This window comes from Streptomyces sp. NPDC107521, assembly GCF_055598485.1.
In genome coordinates this window covers 1-15,244 of sequence record NZ_JBVKAT010000002.1, presented here as the reverse complement: position 1 = coordinate 15,244, position 15,244 = coordinate 1, and the positions used below count along the sequence as shown (strand labels likewise).

Sequence of the window (15,244 nt, the reverse complement as noted above, 5' to 3'; positions counted from 1 at the left end):
ACCCCGCGGGGCGGAGGGCCCCGGCCCCAGCCCGATTCCCTGGCCCTGGCCCGAGTCCTTGGCCCTGGCCCTGCTCCCTGGCCCTGCTCCCTGGCTCTGGTCCCTGGCCATGGCACCAGGCGCCCCGGACTTCGGAACCGGGTCCGGGCCGCGGTCCCGCGTGCTCCGGCATCCGGCCCCGAGTGCGGTCCCGGTGCCCGACGTCGGTGCTGGGCCCCGGCTTTCGATCCGGGCCCCAGGCATCGGCCTTCGACACCGAGACCCGGTTCTTGGCCCGGGCACCGGCTCTTGGCCCCGGCTCTGGGCCCCGGGCCCCGGGCTTTCGGAACCGCACCTCGGGCTCCGGGTCGCGGTACCGAGCCCGGGGCTTGGCCTCTCGGGCCGCAGGCCTGGAGCTCCGGCAGCGGAACCCTGGCTCCGGATCACGGTCCGGACCGGGCTTCGGTGCCGAGCCGGGGCCTCGGCGAGCCCGGGCCCTGGTCACACTCCGGGCTTCGGTACCGGCCCCCGGGCATCGGGCTTCGGCCCCAGGCTTCGGTACCGGCCCCCCGGGCATCGGGCTCTGGGCTTCGGTATCGGCCCCCCAGGCTTCGGGCTTCGGCCCCAGGCTTCGGTACTGGCCCCCCAGGCTTCGGGCCCCAGGCTTCGGTACCAGCCACCCAGGCATCGGGCTCCGGGCTTCGGTACCGGGCCCCCGTACCTCGGCGCCGGGCTCAGGCTTCGGCGTGCCCCGGGCCAAGGCGTGCCCCGGGCCAAGGCGTGCCCCGGGCCAAGGCGTGCCCCGGGCCAAGGCGTGCGCGGGCCGAGGGGACAGGCCCGGGGCGCCGGACGTGGAGTCCGTGCCCCGGGCCCGTTCCGTGGCGCCGTCGTCCTACGCCCCCGTGACCGGCGGGTCCGCCGGGTGCGGGGCGACCAGGGGGAGGGCGGAGGCGAGCCGCCGCTCGCACAGCTCCACCAGCCGGTCGTAACCGGCGGCGCCCATCAGCTCGATCAGCTCCGGCCGGTACGAGACGTAGACCGGGTCGCCCGCGCCGTGCGCCGAGGCCGCCGAGGTGCACCACCAGTGCAGGTCGTGGCCGCCCGGGCCCCAGCCGCGCCGGTCGTACTCGCCGATCGACACCTGGAGCACCCGGGTGTCGTCGGGCCGGTCGATCCACTCGTACGTCCGTCGCACCGGGAGCTGCCAGCACACGTCCGGCTTGGTCTCCAGCGGCTCCCGGCCCTCCCGCAGCGCCAGGATGTGCAGCGAGCAGCCCGCGCCGCCGGCGAAGCCGGGACGGTTCTGGAAGACGCACGAGCCCTGGAAGGGACGGGTCTGGCGGGAGCCGTCCTCGTCCTCGGAGACCCAGCCGTCCCGGGTGCCCTCGGCGTGGTGCTGCCAGATGTCCGGCGTGAGCCTCGCCACATGCCCGGCGACCCTCCGCTCGTCCTCCTCGTCGGAGAAGTGGGCGCCCAGGGTGCAGCAGCCGTCCTCGGCGCGGCCCGCCCGGATGCCCTGGCAGCCGCTGCCGAAGACGCAGTTCCAGCGCGAGGTCAGCCAGGTCAGGTCGCAGCGGAACACCTGCTCCTCGTCGGCCGGATCGGGGAACTCGACCCACGCGCGCGCGAAGTCGAGGCCCTTCTCGTCGTCCGCCGAAGGAGCCGCGTCCGGAACCGGCGGGCCGCCCCCGATGCTCATCTTGTCCTTCTTGGGCGACTTCTCGTCCTTCGCCTTTTTCGTCTTTGGCACGTGACCAGGGTAAGTGGCCCGCATCGCGGGACGGCACCGTCCGCACCCCCCGGGCCGCAGTAGCGTTTCCCTCCATGAGACTCGGTGTCCTCGACGTGGGATCGAACACGGTGCATCTGCTGGTGGTGGACGCGCACCACGGCGCGCCCCCGCTGCCCGCGCACTCGCACAAGGCGGATCTGCGGCTGGCCCAGCTCCTCGACGCGGACGGGGCGGTCGGCCCCGAGGGCGTCGACCGCCTCGTCGCGGTCGTCCACGAGGCGCTCCGGGCCGCCGAGGACCAGGGCGTCGAGGACCTGCTGCCGTTCGCCACCTCCGCCGTCCGCGAGGCCCGCAACGCCGACGAGGTGCTCGCCCGCGTGCGCGAGGAGACCGGCGTCGAGCTGACCGTCCTCAGCGGCGAGGACGAGGCCCGGCTGACCTTCCTCGCCGCCCGCCGCTGGTTCGGCTGGTCCGCCGGACGCCTGCTGGTCCTCGACATCGGCGGCGGCTCCCTGGAGATCGCCTGCGGCATCGACGAGGAGCCCGACGCGGCCGTCTCGCTGCCGCTCGGCGCGGGCCGGCTGACCGCCGCCCGGCTGCCCGGCGACCCGCCCGCCCCCGACGACGTCCGGGCGCTGCGCCGCCATGTCCGCACCGAGATCGCCCGCACGGTGGGGGAGTTCAGCCGCCTCGGCACCCCCGACCACGTGGTCGCCACCTCCAAGACGTTCAAGCTGCTCGCCCGGCTCGCCGGAGCCGCCCGCTCCGCCGACGGCCTGTACGTGCAGCGGGAGCTGAAGCGGGCCTCCCTGGAGCCGTGGGTGCCCCGGCTCGCCGCGATGACCGCCGCCGAGCGCACCGAGCTGCCCGGCGTCTCGGACGGCCGCGGGGGCCAGTTGGTGGCCGGGGCGCTGGTGGCCGAGGCGGCGATGGAGCTGTTCCGCGTGGAGAGCCTGGAGATATGTCCCTGGGCGCTGCGGGAGGGCGTGATCCTGCGGCGCCTGGACCAGATGGGCCGGGGCTGACGGCTCCCGGCTCCCCCTCCGACGGCTCCCCGCTCCGCGGCGGGGCGCGCCACGGGCGTCCCGGGGAACCCCGTCGGCCCGCGCCACGGGCGTCCCGGGGAACCCCGTCGGCCCGCGCCACGGGCGTCCCGGGGAACCCCGCCGGCCGCGGGACGGACGTACCCGGACGGCGGCCCGGACCCGCCGGGCGAGGGCGCGGACCCGCGGGGCGAGGGCGCGGACCCGCGGGGCGAGGGCGCGGACCCGCGGGGCGGGCCACGGCACCCGGAACGGGCCGTGGCGGGCGTACGGAGACCCGCGCCCGCCGGGCCCCGGGCGGGGCGGACGCATCCGGACGACCGCGCGCACGGCCCGACCGCCGCTCCGGACCGGGGCGGTGCGCGCGGGCGGGGCCGCGCGGCCACCGGTTCCCCCGGGCCGGGCGGACGCACGGGTGGTCGCGGAGCCCGCCGGGTCCCGGCCCGGCGGTCGCGGAGCCCGCCGGGTCCCGGCCCGGTGCCCTATGGCGCTCGCCACAGCCGCCCGGCGCGACCCCGCGCATCCCCCGGCCCACCCCGTAACCTGGCCCCCGTGGCAGAACCAAGGGACGTAGTCCGCATCCCCGCCGCGAAGGTCGCGCTGTCCACGGCTTCCGTCTATCCGGAGTCGACGGCGACGGCCTTCGAGATCGCCGCGCGCCTCGGTTACGACGGGGTCGAGGTGATGGTCTGGACGGACCCGGTGAGCCAGGACATCGACGCGCTGCGACGGCTCAGCGACTACCACCGGATGCCGGTCCTGGCCGTGCACGCGCCCTGTCTGCTCATCACCCAGCGGGTCTGGTCCACCGATCCGTGGACCAAGCTCCGGCGTGCCCGCACCGCCGCCGAGCGGCTCGGCGCGGACACCGTCGTGGTGCACCCGCCCTTCCGCTGGCAGCGCCAGTACGCCCGGGACTTCGTGGACGGCGTGTGGCGGATGGCGGACGAGACGGACGTGCGGTTCGCCGTGGAGAACATGTACCCCTGGCGCTACCGGGACCGCGAGATGCTCGCCTACGCCCCCGACTGGGACGTCACCCGGCACGACTACCGGCACTTCACGATCGACCTCAGCCATGCCTCCACGGCCCGCGTGGACGCCCTCGACATGGTCGCCCGGATGGGCGACCGGCTGGGCCACGTGCACCTCGCCGACGGCCGGGGCTCCGCCAAGGACGAGCACCTGGTGCCCGGTCGCGGCACCCAGCCCTGCGCCGAGCTGCTGGAGCGGCTGGCGCTGACCGGGTTCGACGGCCATGTCGTCATCGAGGTCAACACCCGGCGCGCGATGTCCGGCGCCGAACGCGAGGCCGATCTCGCCGAGGCGCTGGCCTTCACCCGGCTGCACCTGGCGTCGGCCGCGGCGGCGGCGAGGGCGCGGCGCGGCTGACGGGGCGCGGCTGACGGGGCCGGGGATCGGCGGCGGAGCCGGGAACGGGGCCGCCGGACGGAGCCCGGGGGCGGAGCCGGAGCCCGGGCACCGGTGCCGCCCGGGGCCGGGCGGCGGCAGGCTTCCAAGGGCTCCCCGGCGAGACGCCCGTCCCGTATTCCGGACACCCTGTCCCGAACGCTGGATGACCGGCGTACGCTCGTGGACAGTCAGAAAACTGCCGGGCGCGCTCCTGCCGGAGCCCCGGCGGAACTCTCCTAAGGAGCGAGCGACGATGCCCGAGCTGAGGTCCCGCACAGTCACCCACGGCCGCAACATGGCGGGCGCCCGTGCCCTCATGCGGGCCTCCGGTGTACCCGGCGCGGACATCGGCCGCAAGCCGGTCATCGCCGTGGCCAACAGCTTCACGGAGTTCGTGCCCGGCCACACCCACCTGGCGCCCGTCGGCCGGATCGTCAGCGAGGCCGTCACGGCGGCCGGGGGCATCCCGCGCGAGTTCAACACCATCGCCGTCGACGACGGCATCGCCATGGGCCACGGCGGCATGCTCTACTCGCTGCCCTCCCGCGACCTGATCGCGGACAGCGTGGAGTACATGGTGGAGGCCCACTGCGCCGACGCCCTGATCTGCATCTCCAACTGCGACAAGATCACCCCGGGCATGCTCAACGCCGCCCTGCGGCTGAACATCCCGACGGTCTTCGTCTCCGGCGGCCCGATGGAGTCCGGCCGCGCCACCCTGGTCGACGGCACGGTGCGCACCCTGGACCTGGTCGACGCCATGGTCGAGGCGGCCAACGACAAGGTCTCCGACGCGGACGTGCAGCGCATCGAGGAGAACGCCTGTCCCACCTGCGGCAGCTGTTCCGGCATGTTCACCGCCAACTCGATGAACTGCCTCACCGAGGCCATCGGCCTCTCGCTGCCGGGCAACGGCTCGGTCCTGGCCACCCACACCGCCCGCCGGCAGCTCTACGTGCGGGCCGCCGAGACCGTGATGGAGCTGACCCGCCGCCACTACGAGCAGGACGACCACTCCGTCCTGCCGCGCTCCATCGCCACGATCGACGCCTTCGAGAACGCCATGGCCCTGGACATCGCCATGGGCGGCTCCACCAACACGATCCTGCACCTGCTGGCCGCCGCCGAGGAGGGCGGCGTCCCCTTCGGCCTCACCCAGATCGACGCCCTCTCGCGCCGGGTGCCCTGCCTGGCCAAGGTCGCGCCGAACGTCGGCAAGGACCGCACCTACTACATGGAGGACGTGCACCGGGCGGGCGGCATCCCCGCCCTGCTCGGCGAGCTGCACCGCGCGGGCCTGCTCCACGAGGGCGTCCACTCCGTGCACAGCCCCTCGCTGGCCGACTGGCTGAAGAACTGGGACGTGCGCGGCGGCTCCCCCTCCGAGGAGGCCGTGGAGCTCTGGCACGCGGCGCCCGGCTGCGTCCGCTCCGCCGAGGCGTTCTCGCAGTCCGAGCGCTGGGACACCCTGGACGAGGACGCCGAGGGCGGCTGCATCCGCTCCGCCGAGCACGCCTACTCCCAGGACGGCGGTCTCGCGGTGCTGCGCGGCAACCTGGCGGTCGACGGCTGCGTCGTCAAGACGGCCGGCGTCGACGAGGCCATCTGGACCTTCGAGGGCCCCGCGGTGGTCTGCGAGTCCCAGGAGGAGGCCGTGGAGAAGATCCTCACCAAGCAGGTCACGGCGGGCGACGTGGTCGTCATCCGCTACGAGGGCCCCCGGGGCGGCCCCGGCATGCAGGAGATGCTCTACCCGACCTCCTACCTCAAGAGCCGGGGCCTCGGGAAGGTCTGCGCGCTGATCACCGACGGCCGGTTCTCCGGCGGCACCTCGGGCCTGTCCCTGGGACACGCCTCGCCGGAGGCGGCCTCGGGCGGCACCATCGCCCTCGTCGAGAACGGCGACCGCATCCGCATCGACATCCCCAACCGCTCGGTCGAGCTGCTGGTCGACGACGCCGAGCTGGCCCGCCGCGAGGAGGCGCTGAACGGCGTGTACGCGCCCAGGCAGCGCGAGCGCAAGGTGTCGGCCGCCCTGCGGGCCTACGCCGCGATGGCGACGAGCGCCGACCGGGGCGCCGTCCGGGACGTGTCCCGGCTGGGCTGAGCCCCGCCGCCCGCCGCCCGCCCGGAGCCCTCCGGCGGGCGGCCGCCCCGCCCGCGCGGGGCCCTCAGGACCCGGTGCGCTGCCAGGCGCCCGGGTCCCTGCCGTCCACCCCGAAGACCGAGCCGTCGGGCGCGCCCGCGTAGACGTGACCGCCCGCGACCACCGGCGCCGGGAGCGAGGCGGGCACCCGGTCGGCCCCGGCACCCATGCGGGGCGGGGTCTGCCCGAGCAGCCGCCCGGTGCGCGCGTCGACGCCGAGGAGCCGGCCGTCGGGCGCGGTGACGAACACGTGCCGTCCGTCGGAGACGGGCGCCGAGCCCCGGCTCATCCCCGTCTCCAGCCGCCACCGCTCGGTGCCCGCCGCCGGGTCGACGGCGACCAGCGAGCCGCCCACGCCCATCAGGTACACGGTGGTCCCGCGCACCGTCGCCTGTGCCTGCGCGACCGGTGAGGCCAGCGCCGTCCGGCGCAGGGAGCCGTCGCCCGGGGTGTAGCGGAGCACGGCCCCGGCGTCCCCGTACACCGCGTCCCCGGCCAGGAAGTACACGGAGCCGCCGGCCGAGCCGACGGGGGTCAGGGCGCCGTCCAGATCGGCCTTCCAGCGCACGGTGCCCGTCGCCGGGTCCATCGCGGTGACCCGGGTCCGCGTCGCGCCGCCCGGCATGCTCGTCGCGTACGCCACCGGGTCCCCGGGGAACGAGGAGAAGTACGGCACGGCCTGCCCGGGGACACGGCCCGACCAGCGGGTCCCGCCCGAGGAGCCGTCGACGCCGGTCACCCTGCCGTCGGCGCCGGTGAGCAGCAGGGTGCCGCCCGCGCCGCGCAGCCCGCCGAACTCGGGCGCCTCGTGCCGCCACGCCGTCTCGCCGGTGACCGGGTCGAGGGCCTCCAGGGCGCCGATGCGGTCGATGGAGGGGTGCACCAGGCCGCCCGCCGCGACCGGCGCCCGGCTCGGCTCCGACGGCTCCACGTCGTGCCGCCACAGCACCGAGCCGTCGGCCGGGTCGAGCGCGAAGACCTCTCCCGCGCGGGCGCACAGCAGCCGTCCGGTGCCGTAGGAGCAGTGCGGCATGCCGCCCTCGGCGGTGGGGGCGGTCCGCCAGGTGCCGAACCGGGCGGGCGCGGTCTGCGTGGCGGCGGTGTGGCCGGGGGGCTTCCCCGGGCCGCCGAGCAGCGCCAGCGAGGCGAGCCCGCCGAGCACGGCCAGGCAGAGCCCGCCCGCGACCAGGGCGGTGCGCCGGCCGATCCGCCGCACGGGGCGCTCGGTACCGGACCGGCCGCCGGACGCGGGGGCGGCACCGTAACCCGCCCCGTCCCCGGCGGAGACACGGGGCCCCGGAACGCCTCCGGCGGGCTCCGGCCCCTCCGTCCCGGTCCAGCCCCGGGCCGGGACGTCCCCGGACCCGGTCCCGTCGCCCTTGACCGGGCCCCGCGGCGCCGGGACGAAGGTCTGGGTGTCGTACGACGCGGCCTCCCCGCGCAGTTCGCGCATCAGCTCGTCCGGGGTGGGCCGTTCGTCCGGGTCCTTGGCGAGGCAGCGCAGCACCAGCGGCGCCAGCGCCTCAGGCAGCCCGGTCAGATCGGGCTCGTCGTGGACCACCTGGTAGGCGACGACGTAGTGGCTGTCGGAGTCGAAGGGGCCGCGCCCGGTCGCCGCGTGCACCATCAGCGAACCCAGCGCGAACACGTCGGCCGCCGGGCCCACCTGGCGCGGGCGGCGGAACTGCTCGGGCGCCATGAACGGCGGTGTGCCGATCAACTTGCCCGTCTCGGTGCGCAGTTCGCTGTCGGTGGGCCGGGAGATGCCGAAGTCGATGACTTTCGGCCCGTCCTCGGCGAGCAGCACGTTGCTCGGCTTGAGGTCCCGGTGCACCACCCCCACCCGGTGGATGTCGCGCAGCGCCTCCGCCAGCCCGGCCATCAGCCGCCGCAACTGGGCCGCGTCCATGGGCCCGTTCCGCTTCACCCGGTCGGCGAGGGTCGGACCCGGGATGAACAGCGTGGCCATCCAGGGGCGTTCGGCCTCGGGATCGGCGTCGACGACGGGCGCGGTGAAGGCGCCGCTCACCCGTCGCGCGGCGGCCACCTCCTGCCGGAAACGGCCCCGGAACTCGGGGTCCTCGGCGTAGCGCGCGTGGACGACCTTCACCGCGAGCTTCATTCCGGAGGCGCTCCGCGCCACGTGCACGACGCCCATGCCGCCGGAGCCGAGACAGGAGTCCAGCCGGTAGTGGCCGATGTACCGCGGATGCTCCCCGAGATATTCCGGATGATCCCCGGCGTTCGTCCGTGGCGCCATGGGACCACCCCCGTGCCGTTCCGTGCGCGCGCGACGTTCGGAGCCTAGTCGATGGCACGTTCGGGGCCGAGGGGGCTTGCTAGCCTCGCCGTACGAGTCGCGAACGCGCTCACGATCGGGGAGGGACCCTATGAAGACCGGCCACGGGGAAGAGCGGGACGGCACGGGGGAGGAGGCCGCCCCCGAGGGCGCGGCCGGCACGGGGACGGTCGCCGGGACGGCAGCGGCGGCAGCGGCGTCCTACCCCATCGCACCGGGCGTCCAGCTCAACGTCCGCAGCGGGCCCGGCACCGGGTACAGCATCGTCCGCGTGCTGCCCGCGGGCTCGCGCGTGACCATCACCTGCCAGCGGCCCGGCACCAACGTCGCGGGCCCGTACGGCACCACGACCCTCTGGGACAACATCGCGAACGGGCAGTACGTCTCCGACGCCTACGTGTACACGGGCAGCAACGGCTACGTCGCGCCCCGCTGCTCCTGAGCCCGGCCGGGGCCCGCGGCGGGCCGGGGAGCCATAATCGTCCCGTGAGCGCAGAGAACGGTACGAACGGCACACCCGACGGCACCGCGGGCCCCCCGCCCGCCGCCGGGCCCCGCCCGGAGCCCCTCCGGTTCTACGGCACGACCTGGGTCGGGCACGACGGCGGCTACGCCGCGCGCCGGGCGGGCCTCGCCCTCGGCTCGGCCGTCGCGGCGGTGGCCGCCTGCCTCGTGCTGCGCTTCGCCTACCAGGGCCTCCGGATCGCGGAGGTCGGCGGTTTCGTCACGGGGCTGACGATCGTGATGTTCGCCGTCTGCAGCGCGCTGGCCTTCGGCCACACCTGGGGCGGCTACTCCCAGCGCCCCGACCCCGAGCGCCGCTCCTCGCTGCGCGGACTGCTCGCCGTGGGCTTCGTCGGCTCCCTGTGCGCCTACGCCCTGCGCTCGCTCTTCGAGGCACCCGGCGAGAAGCTCCTGCGCGCCGAGTACGAGACGGCCCGCGAGCAGTACGAACGGCGCACGGCCCGCCGCTCGGGCAACCCGCGCAGGAAGAAGCGCCCGGCGTAGGGGAGCGGTGGGCGTGGGCGGGCGTCCGGGACGCCCCGTCCGCCGCCGGAGCCCCCGGCCCTTCTCCCGCCGTGCGCGCGCCGGAAACCTCCCTGCCGTCCCGGCCCGTCCCCGTCACCATGGGGGGATGACCACGACACCCCCGGCTCCCCGGGGCGGCGACCGCGTCGCGCGGGCCCGGTCCTTCAACGCCGCCGCCGCTCAGTACGCCGCCCACCGCCCCTCCTACCCGCCCGCCCTGCTCGACGCCGTCGAGGAGCTGAGCGGCCGTCCGCTCGCCGGTTCCCGGGCCGTGGACGTCGGCGCGGGCACCGGCATCGCGACCGCCCTGCTGCACGCGCGGGGCGCCGAGGTGCTCGCCGTGGAGCCGGGCGGCGGCATGGCCGCGCAGTTCCGCCGCTCCCTGCCCGGCGTGCCCGTGGTGCGGGGCAGCGGTGACGCCCTGCCGCTGGCCACCGGCACCGCCGACCTCGTCACCTACGCCCAGTCCTGGCACTGGACCGACCCCGCCCGCTCGGTGCCGGAGGTGCTGCGGGTGCTGCGGCCCGGCGGCGCGCTCGCCCTGTGGTGGAACACCGACGCCCTCGACGTGCCCTGGATCGCCGCCGCCGGGGAGCGCGCGCGGCGCCACTTCGGCGTCGACTCCGCCGCCGAGCGGCGCAGCGCCGCCGTCGGCCGGGTCGCCGACCCCTCCGGCCGCCTCGCCTTCGTCCGCCGCGAGGTCCGCTGGTCCCGCCGGGTCCCCCTCGACGGCCATCTGGCCAACCTCGGCAGCCACTCCGCCCTCCTGCTCCTCCCCGACCGGGGCTCCGCCTTCCTCGCCGAGGAGCGCCGCCACCTGCTGGACGTCTTCCCGGACGGCGTCGTGGAGGAGACGTACGACACGGTCCTCCTCCTGGCGAAGGCACCCGCGGCGGCCTGAGCCCCGCCGCGCCCGCCGTGCCGTGCCGCGCCCGCCGTGCCGCGCCCGCCCGCCCGCCCGCCGTGCCGCGCCGCGCTCGCCGTGCCGCGCCCGCCCGCCCGCCGTGCCGCGCCCGCCCGCCCCGCCGCGCCCGTCGTGGCCCCGGACCCCCGTGGGACCAGGGGCCGCCGGGCCCCGTCCGTGCCGCTCCGGCCCGCCGCCGCGCCCCGCACCCGTCCCGCCCACCGGACGCGCCGTCCCCCGCGCACCCCGGGGTGCGAGGATGACGAGGGACGACGCACCCACGGAGGGCACCGAACGCCATGACCCAGAAAGTCGCAGTCCTCGGCACCGGAAAGATCGGCGAAGCCCTGCTCAGCGGCATGATCGGCTCCGGCTGGTCGACCGCCGACCTGCTGGTCACCGCCCGCCGCCCGGAGCGGGCCGAGGAGCTCCGCGCCCGCTACGGCGTCACGCCGGTCGGCAACGCCGAGGCCGCCCGGAGAGCCGACACGCTGATCCTCACGGTCAAGCCGCAGGACATGGGCGCCCTCCTCGACGAACTCGCCCCGCACATCCCCGCCGACCGCCTGGTCATCAGCGGCGCCGCCGGCATCCCCACCGCCTTCTTCGAGGACCGGCTCGTCCCCGGCGTCCCCGTCGTCCGTGTCATGACGAACACCCCGGCCCTCGTCGACGAGGCCATGTCCGTCATCTCCGCCGGCACCCACGCCACCGAGGCCCACCTCGTGCACGCCGAGGGCATCTTCGGCTCGGTCGGCAAGACCCTGCGCGTCCCCGAGTCCCAGCAGGACGCCTGCACCGCCCTCTCCGGCAGTGGTCCGGCCTACTTCTTCTACCTGGTCGAGGCCATGACCGACGCGGGCATCCTGCTCGGCCTGCCCCGGGACAAGGCCCACGACCTCATCGTCCAGTCCGCCATCGGCGCCGCCACCATGCTGCGCGACAGCGGCGAGCACCCGGTCCGGCTCCGCGAGAACGTGACCTCCCCGGCCGGCACCACCATCAACGCCATCCGCGAGCTGGAGAACCACGGGGTCCGCGCCGCCCTGATCGCCGCCCTCGAGGCCGCCCGCGACCGCAGCCGCGAACTGGCCTCCGGCACCAAGGACTGACCGCCGCGGCCGGCGGGCGGGTTCACCCGGCGGCGGCCACGACCTCCGCGGTCGTCACCACCCGCGCGAACCCGCCCCCGTGCAGCGACACCGCCGACGCCCGCGCCAGCTCGTCGGCGCTCCGCCGCCAGCCGAAGGGCCCCTCCAGGCCGAAGGTGTACGTCGCGTCGAAGGCGACCAGCACCTCGTACCCCAGGTTCCCGCCCATCCGCGCGGTCGTCTCCACGCACATGTTCGTCTGGATGCCGGCCAGCACGATCTGCGTGATCCCCTCCCCGCGCAGCCACGTCCCCAGATCAGGTGAGCCGAGAAACGCCGAGTTGACGCTCTTGGTCACCAGCAGCTCGGCCCCGCCGCCCTTCCCGCGCCGCTCGGCCACGTACTCCTTGAAGTCGTTGCCCGCGTACCCGGTCCGCAGCGGCGAGTCGGGGCGCGCCGAGTCGTGCCGCACGAGGACCACCGGGCGCCCGGTCGACTGCCACGCGTCGATGAGGGCGGCGATGTTGCCGTCCGCCTCCGGATGATTGCGCTCGCCCCAGAAGTCCAGCTCCTCGAAGCCCTTCTGCACGTCCACGACGACCAGCGCCGCGTTCCCGGCGACGGCCGCGCCGCCCGCCGTCCCCGCCGTCCCCGCCGTCTCGTCCGCGCCGCCCGCGCGCCCGCCGTCCCGGCCGCCCCCGTCCGTGCCCGTGTCCCCACCCGCGCCGCTGCCCCGGTCGCCGCGCCGGCCCCGGTCATGTCCCTGTCGCTGTCCCTGTTCCTGTTCCATGCCGCCCATCGTGCCGCCGCCCGGCGCCCCTCCCCAGCGGTACGAAAGCCAGCGATCGATGGTTTACTGCCACCCATGGCAGGACCGGCCGCCCCCGCGCCCCACCGGATCGCCCTGGTCGCCTTCCCCGGCATCCGGGCCTTCGATGTCTCCGTCATCACCGAGGTCTGGGGCACCGACCGCACCGACCGCGGTGCCCCCGCCTTCGAGCTGCGCCGGGCCGCCGCCGACCCCGGCACCGCCGTCCCGATGCGCGGCGGTCTCGACCTCCGGCCCGACCGTTCCCTCGGCTGGCTCGACCGCGCCGACCTCGTCGTCGTCCCCGGCCTCGACGACCACCTCACCCCGGCGCCCGAGCCCGTCCTCGCCGCCCTGCGCCGCGCCCACGCCCGCGGCACCACCGTCGCCGCCCTGTGCGCCGGGGCGTTCACCCTCGCCCAGGCCGGACTCCTCGACGGGCGGCGCGCGATCACCCACTGGCGGCTGACCGACCTCCTGCGCCGCCGCCACCCCGGGGTCACCGTCGTCCCCGACGCCCTCTTCATCGAGGACGGCACCCTCTGGACCTCCGCCGGGACCGCCGCCGGGATCGACCTCTGCCTCCACCTCGTGCGCCTGTCCCACGGAGCCGAGGCCGCCGCCGTCATCGCCCGCTCGATGGTCACGGCGCCCTTCCGCACCGGCACCCAGGCCCAGTTCATCGAGCACCCCACCCCGCGCGCCGACCGCGACGCCGACGCCCTCGCCGCCGTCCGCGAGCACGCCCTGCGCCACCTGGGGGAACCGTTCACCGTCGCCGACCTGGCCGCCCGCGCCGGGATGTCCCCGCGCGGCTTCGCCCGGCACTTCGCCGCCGCCACCGGCACCACCCCGCTGCGCTGGCTCCTCGACCAGCGCGTCGCCGCCGCCCAGAAGCTCCTGGAACGCACCGACCTGCCCATGCCCGAGGTCGCCCGCCGGGCCGGGTTCGGCAGCGAGGTCACGATGCGCCAGCACTTCGCAGCGCGCCTCGCCACCAGCCCCCGCGCCTACCGGGCCGCGTTCACCACCGGGTCCGCCACGGGCTCCAGCAGCCCGAGCGCCCGGTAGGCGGCGTCCACCCGGGGCCGCGCCATGGCCCGGGCCCGCTCCGCGCCCTCCCGCAGCACGGCGTCGACGTGGCCGGGGTCGGCGCACAGCTCCCGGTGGCGTTCCCGCAGCGGGCGCAGCGTCTCCACCACGGCCTCGGCGGTGTCCTTCTTGAGGGCGCCGTAGGAGTCGTAGGACCCGGCGAGCGCGGCCGGCTCCCCGCCCACGCAGGCGGCGAGGATCTCCAGCAGGTTCGCCGCTCCGGGGCGGCCCGCGGGATCGTGCACGACCTCGTGCCCGCTGTCGGTCACGGCCCGCATGATCTTCCCGCGCACCGTCTCCGGCTCGTCCAGCAGATAGACGATCCCGGGCCCGGTGTCGTCGCTCTTGCCCATCTTCGCCGCCGGTTCCCGGAGGTTCATCACCCGCGCCGCCACCGCCGGCCGGGTGGCCCGGGGAACGGTGAAGGTGTGCCCGTAGCGCTGGTTGAACCGGACCGCCAGGTCCCGCGCCAGCTCCACGTGCTGCGTCTGGTCGTCACCGACCGGCACCTCGTCCGTGCCGTACGCCAGGATGTCCGCCGCCATCAGCACCGGATACGTCAGCAGCGACAGCCGCACCCCGCCGCCGCGCTCGCGCTCCCGGACGGCCTTCTCCTTGTACTGGATCATCCGCCGTGCCTCCCCGTCGCCCGCCACGCACTCCAGCGCGTAGGACAGCCGGGTGTGCTCGTCGACGTGGCTCTGTACGAACACGGTGCACAGCCGGGGGTCGAGCCCCGCCGCCAGCAGCAGCGAGGCCGACTGCCGGGTGAGTCTGCGGACCCGCGCCGGGTCGTGGTCGACGGTCAGCGCGTGCAGGTCGACGACGCAGAACAGGGCGACGGCGCGGTGCTGGTCCACGTCGGCCCAGCGCCGCATGGCTCCCAGGTAGTTCCCGAGCGTCAGATGGCCCGTCGGCTTGATGCCGCTGAAGACCCGTGTCATCTCTCCACCTCTTCGTCGGGGCCGCCGCGGTCCGCCGGCCGCCTCCGCGGGGGAGACACGGGAAACGGCCGCCGGGAGCGGCGGCCGTCGCAGTGCGCGTACGTGTGCGGGGCCGCCGTCAGGCGGCCCACCAGAACTGGCTGTGCGTACGCGTGGTCATGTCCCGCACAGTACGCCCGCGACGCCGGTCCGTCAGGCGGTTGACACGCCCCGGCCGCATCCGTATGGTTCTCCGGGTTGCCCGACGTGAGCACCGACTCCGGTCGGCCCCGGGCAGCGATTCCGTACGCACCACCCCTCCTTCGACGAGCAGCCGCGCTGTCGGCGTCGCCGGAGGAATGGTCCGTGTATTCACGGAATGAGGAATCCCCGTTCGAAAGGACGGTGGCCCCCGATTAGCTCGGGAGCCGGGAGTCCGCTAAGGTCTCACCAGTCGGAACGGCCCAACGGCCGCACCGGCAGCCCCCTCTGACGGGGAATCGGGACCCGAAAGGTTCTGATAGAGTCGGAACCGCCGGAAAGGGAAACGCGGAAGCGGGAACCTGGAAAGCACCGAGGAAATCGGATCGGAAAGATCTGATAGAGTCGGAAACGCAAGACCGAAGGGAAAGCGCCCGGAGGAAAGCCTGAGAGAGAATCTCGGGCGAGTACGAAGGAAGCGTCCGTTCCTTGAGAACTCAACAGCGTGCCAAAAGTCAACGCCAGATATGTTGATACCCCGACCCGATCGGATCTCCGACCGGGTTGAGGTTCCTTTGAAACAC

General features: G+C 75.5%; 12 protein-coding genes. 8 read left to right on the top strand and 4 right to left on the bottom strand.

Features of this window, described 5'->3' with window-relative positions; genetic code table 11:
* Positions 1–871: 871 nt before the first annotated feature.
* A complete protein-coding gene (locus tag ACZ7LB_RS03165; protein ID WP_471465131.1) occupies positions 872–1,729 on the bottom strand; it encodes a DUF3109 family protein in 858 nt (285 codons plus the stop codon).
* Between the two features lie 74 nt (positions 1,730–1,803).
* Here ACZ7LB_RS03165 and ACZ7LB_RS03160 point away from each other — a divergent pair, with 74 nt between their 5' ends.
* The 3 genes from ACZ7LB_RS03160 to ilvD all read left to right on the top strand — a co-directional run bounded on the left by ACZ7LB_RS03160 (position 1,804) and on the right by ilvD (position 6,274).
* Positions 1,804–2,736 carry a Ppx/GppA family phosphatase gene (locus tag ACZ7LB_RS03160; protein WP_471465130.1) on the top strand — a complete coding sequence of 311 codons (933 nt, stop codon included), beginning with the start codon at positions 1,804–1,806 and terminating at the stop codon, positions 2,734–2,736.
* Positions 2,737–3,306: 570 nt separating this feature from the next.
* Complete coding sequence (locus ACZ7LB_RS03155; RefSeq protein WP_471465129.1) at positions 3,307–4,146, top strand: sugar phosphate isomerase/epimerase family protein; 840 nt, start codon at positions 3,307–3,309, stop codon at positions 4,144–4,146.
* A gap of 274 nt (positions 4,147–4,420) precedes the next feature.
* Positions 4,421–6,274, top strand: a complete 1,854-nt coding sequence (gene ilvD, locus ACZ7LB_RS03150) for a dihydroxy-acid dehydratase (RefSeq protein ID WP_365210596.1) — start codon at positions 4,421–4,423, stop codon at positions 6,272–6,274.
* A 64-nt stretch (positions 6,275–6,338) separates the two neighbouring features.
* Here the strand turns inward: ilvD and ACZ7LB_RS03145 are convergent, their stop codons facing one another.
* Entirely contained in the window at positions 6,339–8,573 is a 2,235-nt protein-coding gene (locus ACZ7LB_RS03145; RefSeq protein ID WP_471465128.1) for a protein kinase domain-containing protein, read from the bottom strand.
* A gap of 130 nt (positions 8,574–8,703) precedes the next feature.
* Here ACZ7LB_RS03145 and ACZ7LB_RS03140 point away from each other — a divergent pair, with 130 nt between their 5' ends.
* The 4 genes from ACZ7LB_RS03140 (at position 8,704) to proC (ending at position 11,657) form a co-directional block, all read left to right on the top strand.
* On the top strand, positions 8,704–9,054 hold the full coding sequence (locus ACZ7LB_RS03140; RefSeq protein ID WP_471465127.1) for an SH3 domain-containing protein: 351 nt from the start codon (positions 8,704–8,706) through the stop codon (positions 9,052–9,054).
* 44 nt (positions 9,055–9,098) lie between these two features.
* Positions 9,099–9,620 carry an EamA/RhaT family transporter gene (locus ACZ7LB_RS03135; RefSeq protein ID WP_471465126.1) on the top strand — a complete coding sequence of 174 codons (522 nt, stop codon included), beginning with the start codon at positions 9,099–9,101 and terminating at the stop codon, positions 9,618–9,620.
* Positions 9,621–9,747: 127 nt separating this feature from the next.
* Positions 9,748–10,542, top strand: a complete 795-nt coding sequence (locus ACZ7LB_RS03130) for a class I SAM-dependent methyltransferase (RefSeq protein ID WP_471465125.1) — start codon at positions 9,748–9,750, stop codon at positions 10,540–10,542.
* A gap of 302 nt (positions 10,543–10,844) precedes the next feature.
* The gene (proC, locus tag ACZ7LB_RS03125; protein WP_471465124.1) at positions 10,845–11,657 is read left to right on the top strand and encodes a pyrroline-5-carboxylate reductase; all 813 of its coding nucleotides are present in this window, start codon (positions 10,845–10,847) and stop codon (positions 11,655–11,657) included.
* A 22-nt stretch (positions 11,658–11,679) separates the two neighbouring features.
* On the opposite strand, the gene ACZ7LB_RS03120 is transcribed toward proC, so the two are convergent.
* Complete coding sequence (locus ACZ7LB_RS03120) at positions 11,680–12,240, bottom strand: cysteine hydrolase family protein (RefSeq protein WP_471465590.1); 561 nt, start codon at positions 12,238–12,240, stop codon at positions 11,680–11,682.
* 261 nt (positions 12,241–12,501) lie between these two features.
* Here ACZ7LB_RS03120 and ACZ7LB_RS03115 point away from each other — a divergent pair, with 261 nt between their 5' ends.
* Complete coding sequence (locus ACZ7LB_RS03115; protein WP_471465123.1) at positions 12,502–13,515, top strand: GlxA family transcriptional regulator; 1,014 nt, start codon at positions 12,502–12,504, stop codon at positions 13,513–13,515.
* Here the strand turns inward: ACZ7LB_RS03115 and trpS are convergent.
* Positions 13,455–14,480: a tryptophan--tRNA ligase gene (gene trpS, locus ACZ7LB_RS03110; RefSeq protein ID WP_471465122.1), complete on the bottom strand. Its 1,026-nt coding sequence runs from the start codon at positions 14,478–14,480 to the stop codon at positions 13,455–13,457. The two genes, ACZ7LB_RS03115 and trpS, sit on opposite strands and share 61 nt — an antisense overlap.
* Between the last annotated feature and the right edge of the window lie 764 nt (positions 14,481–15,244).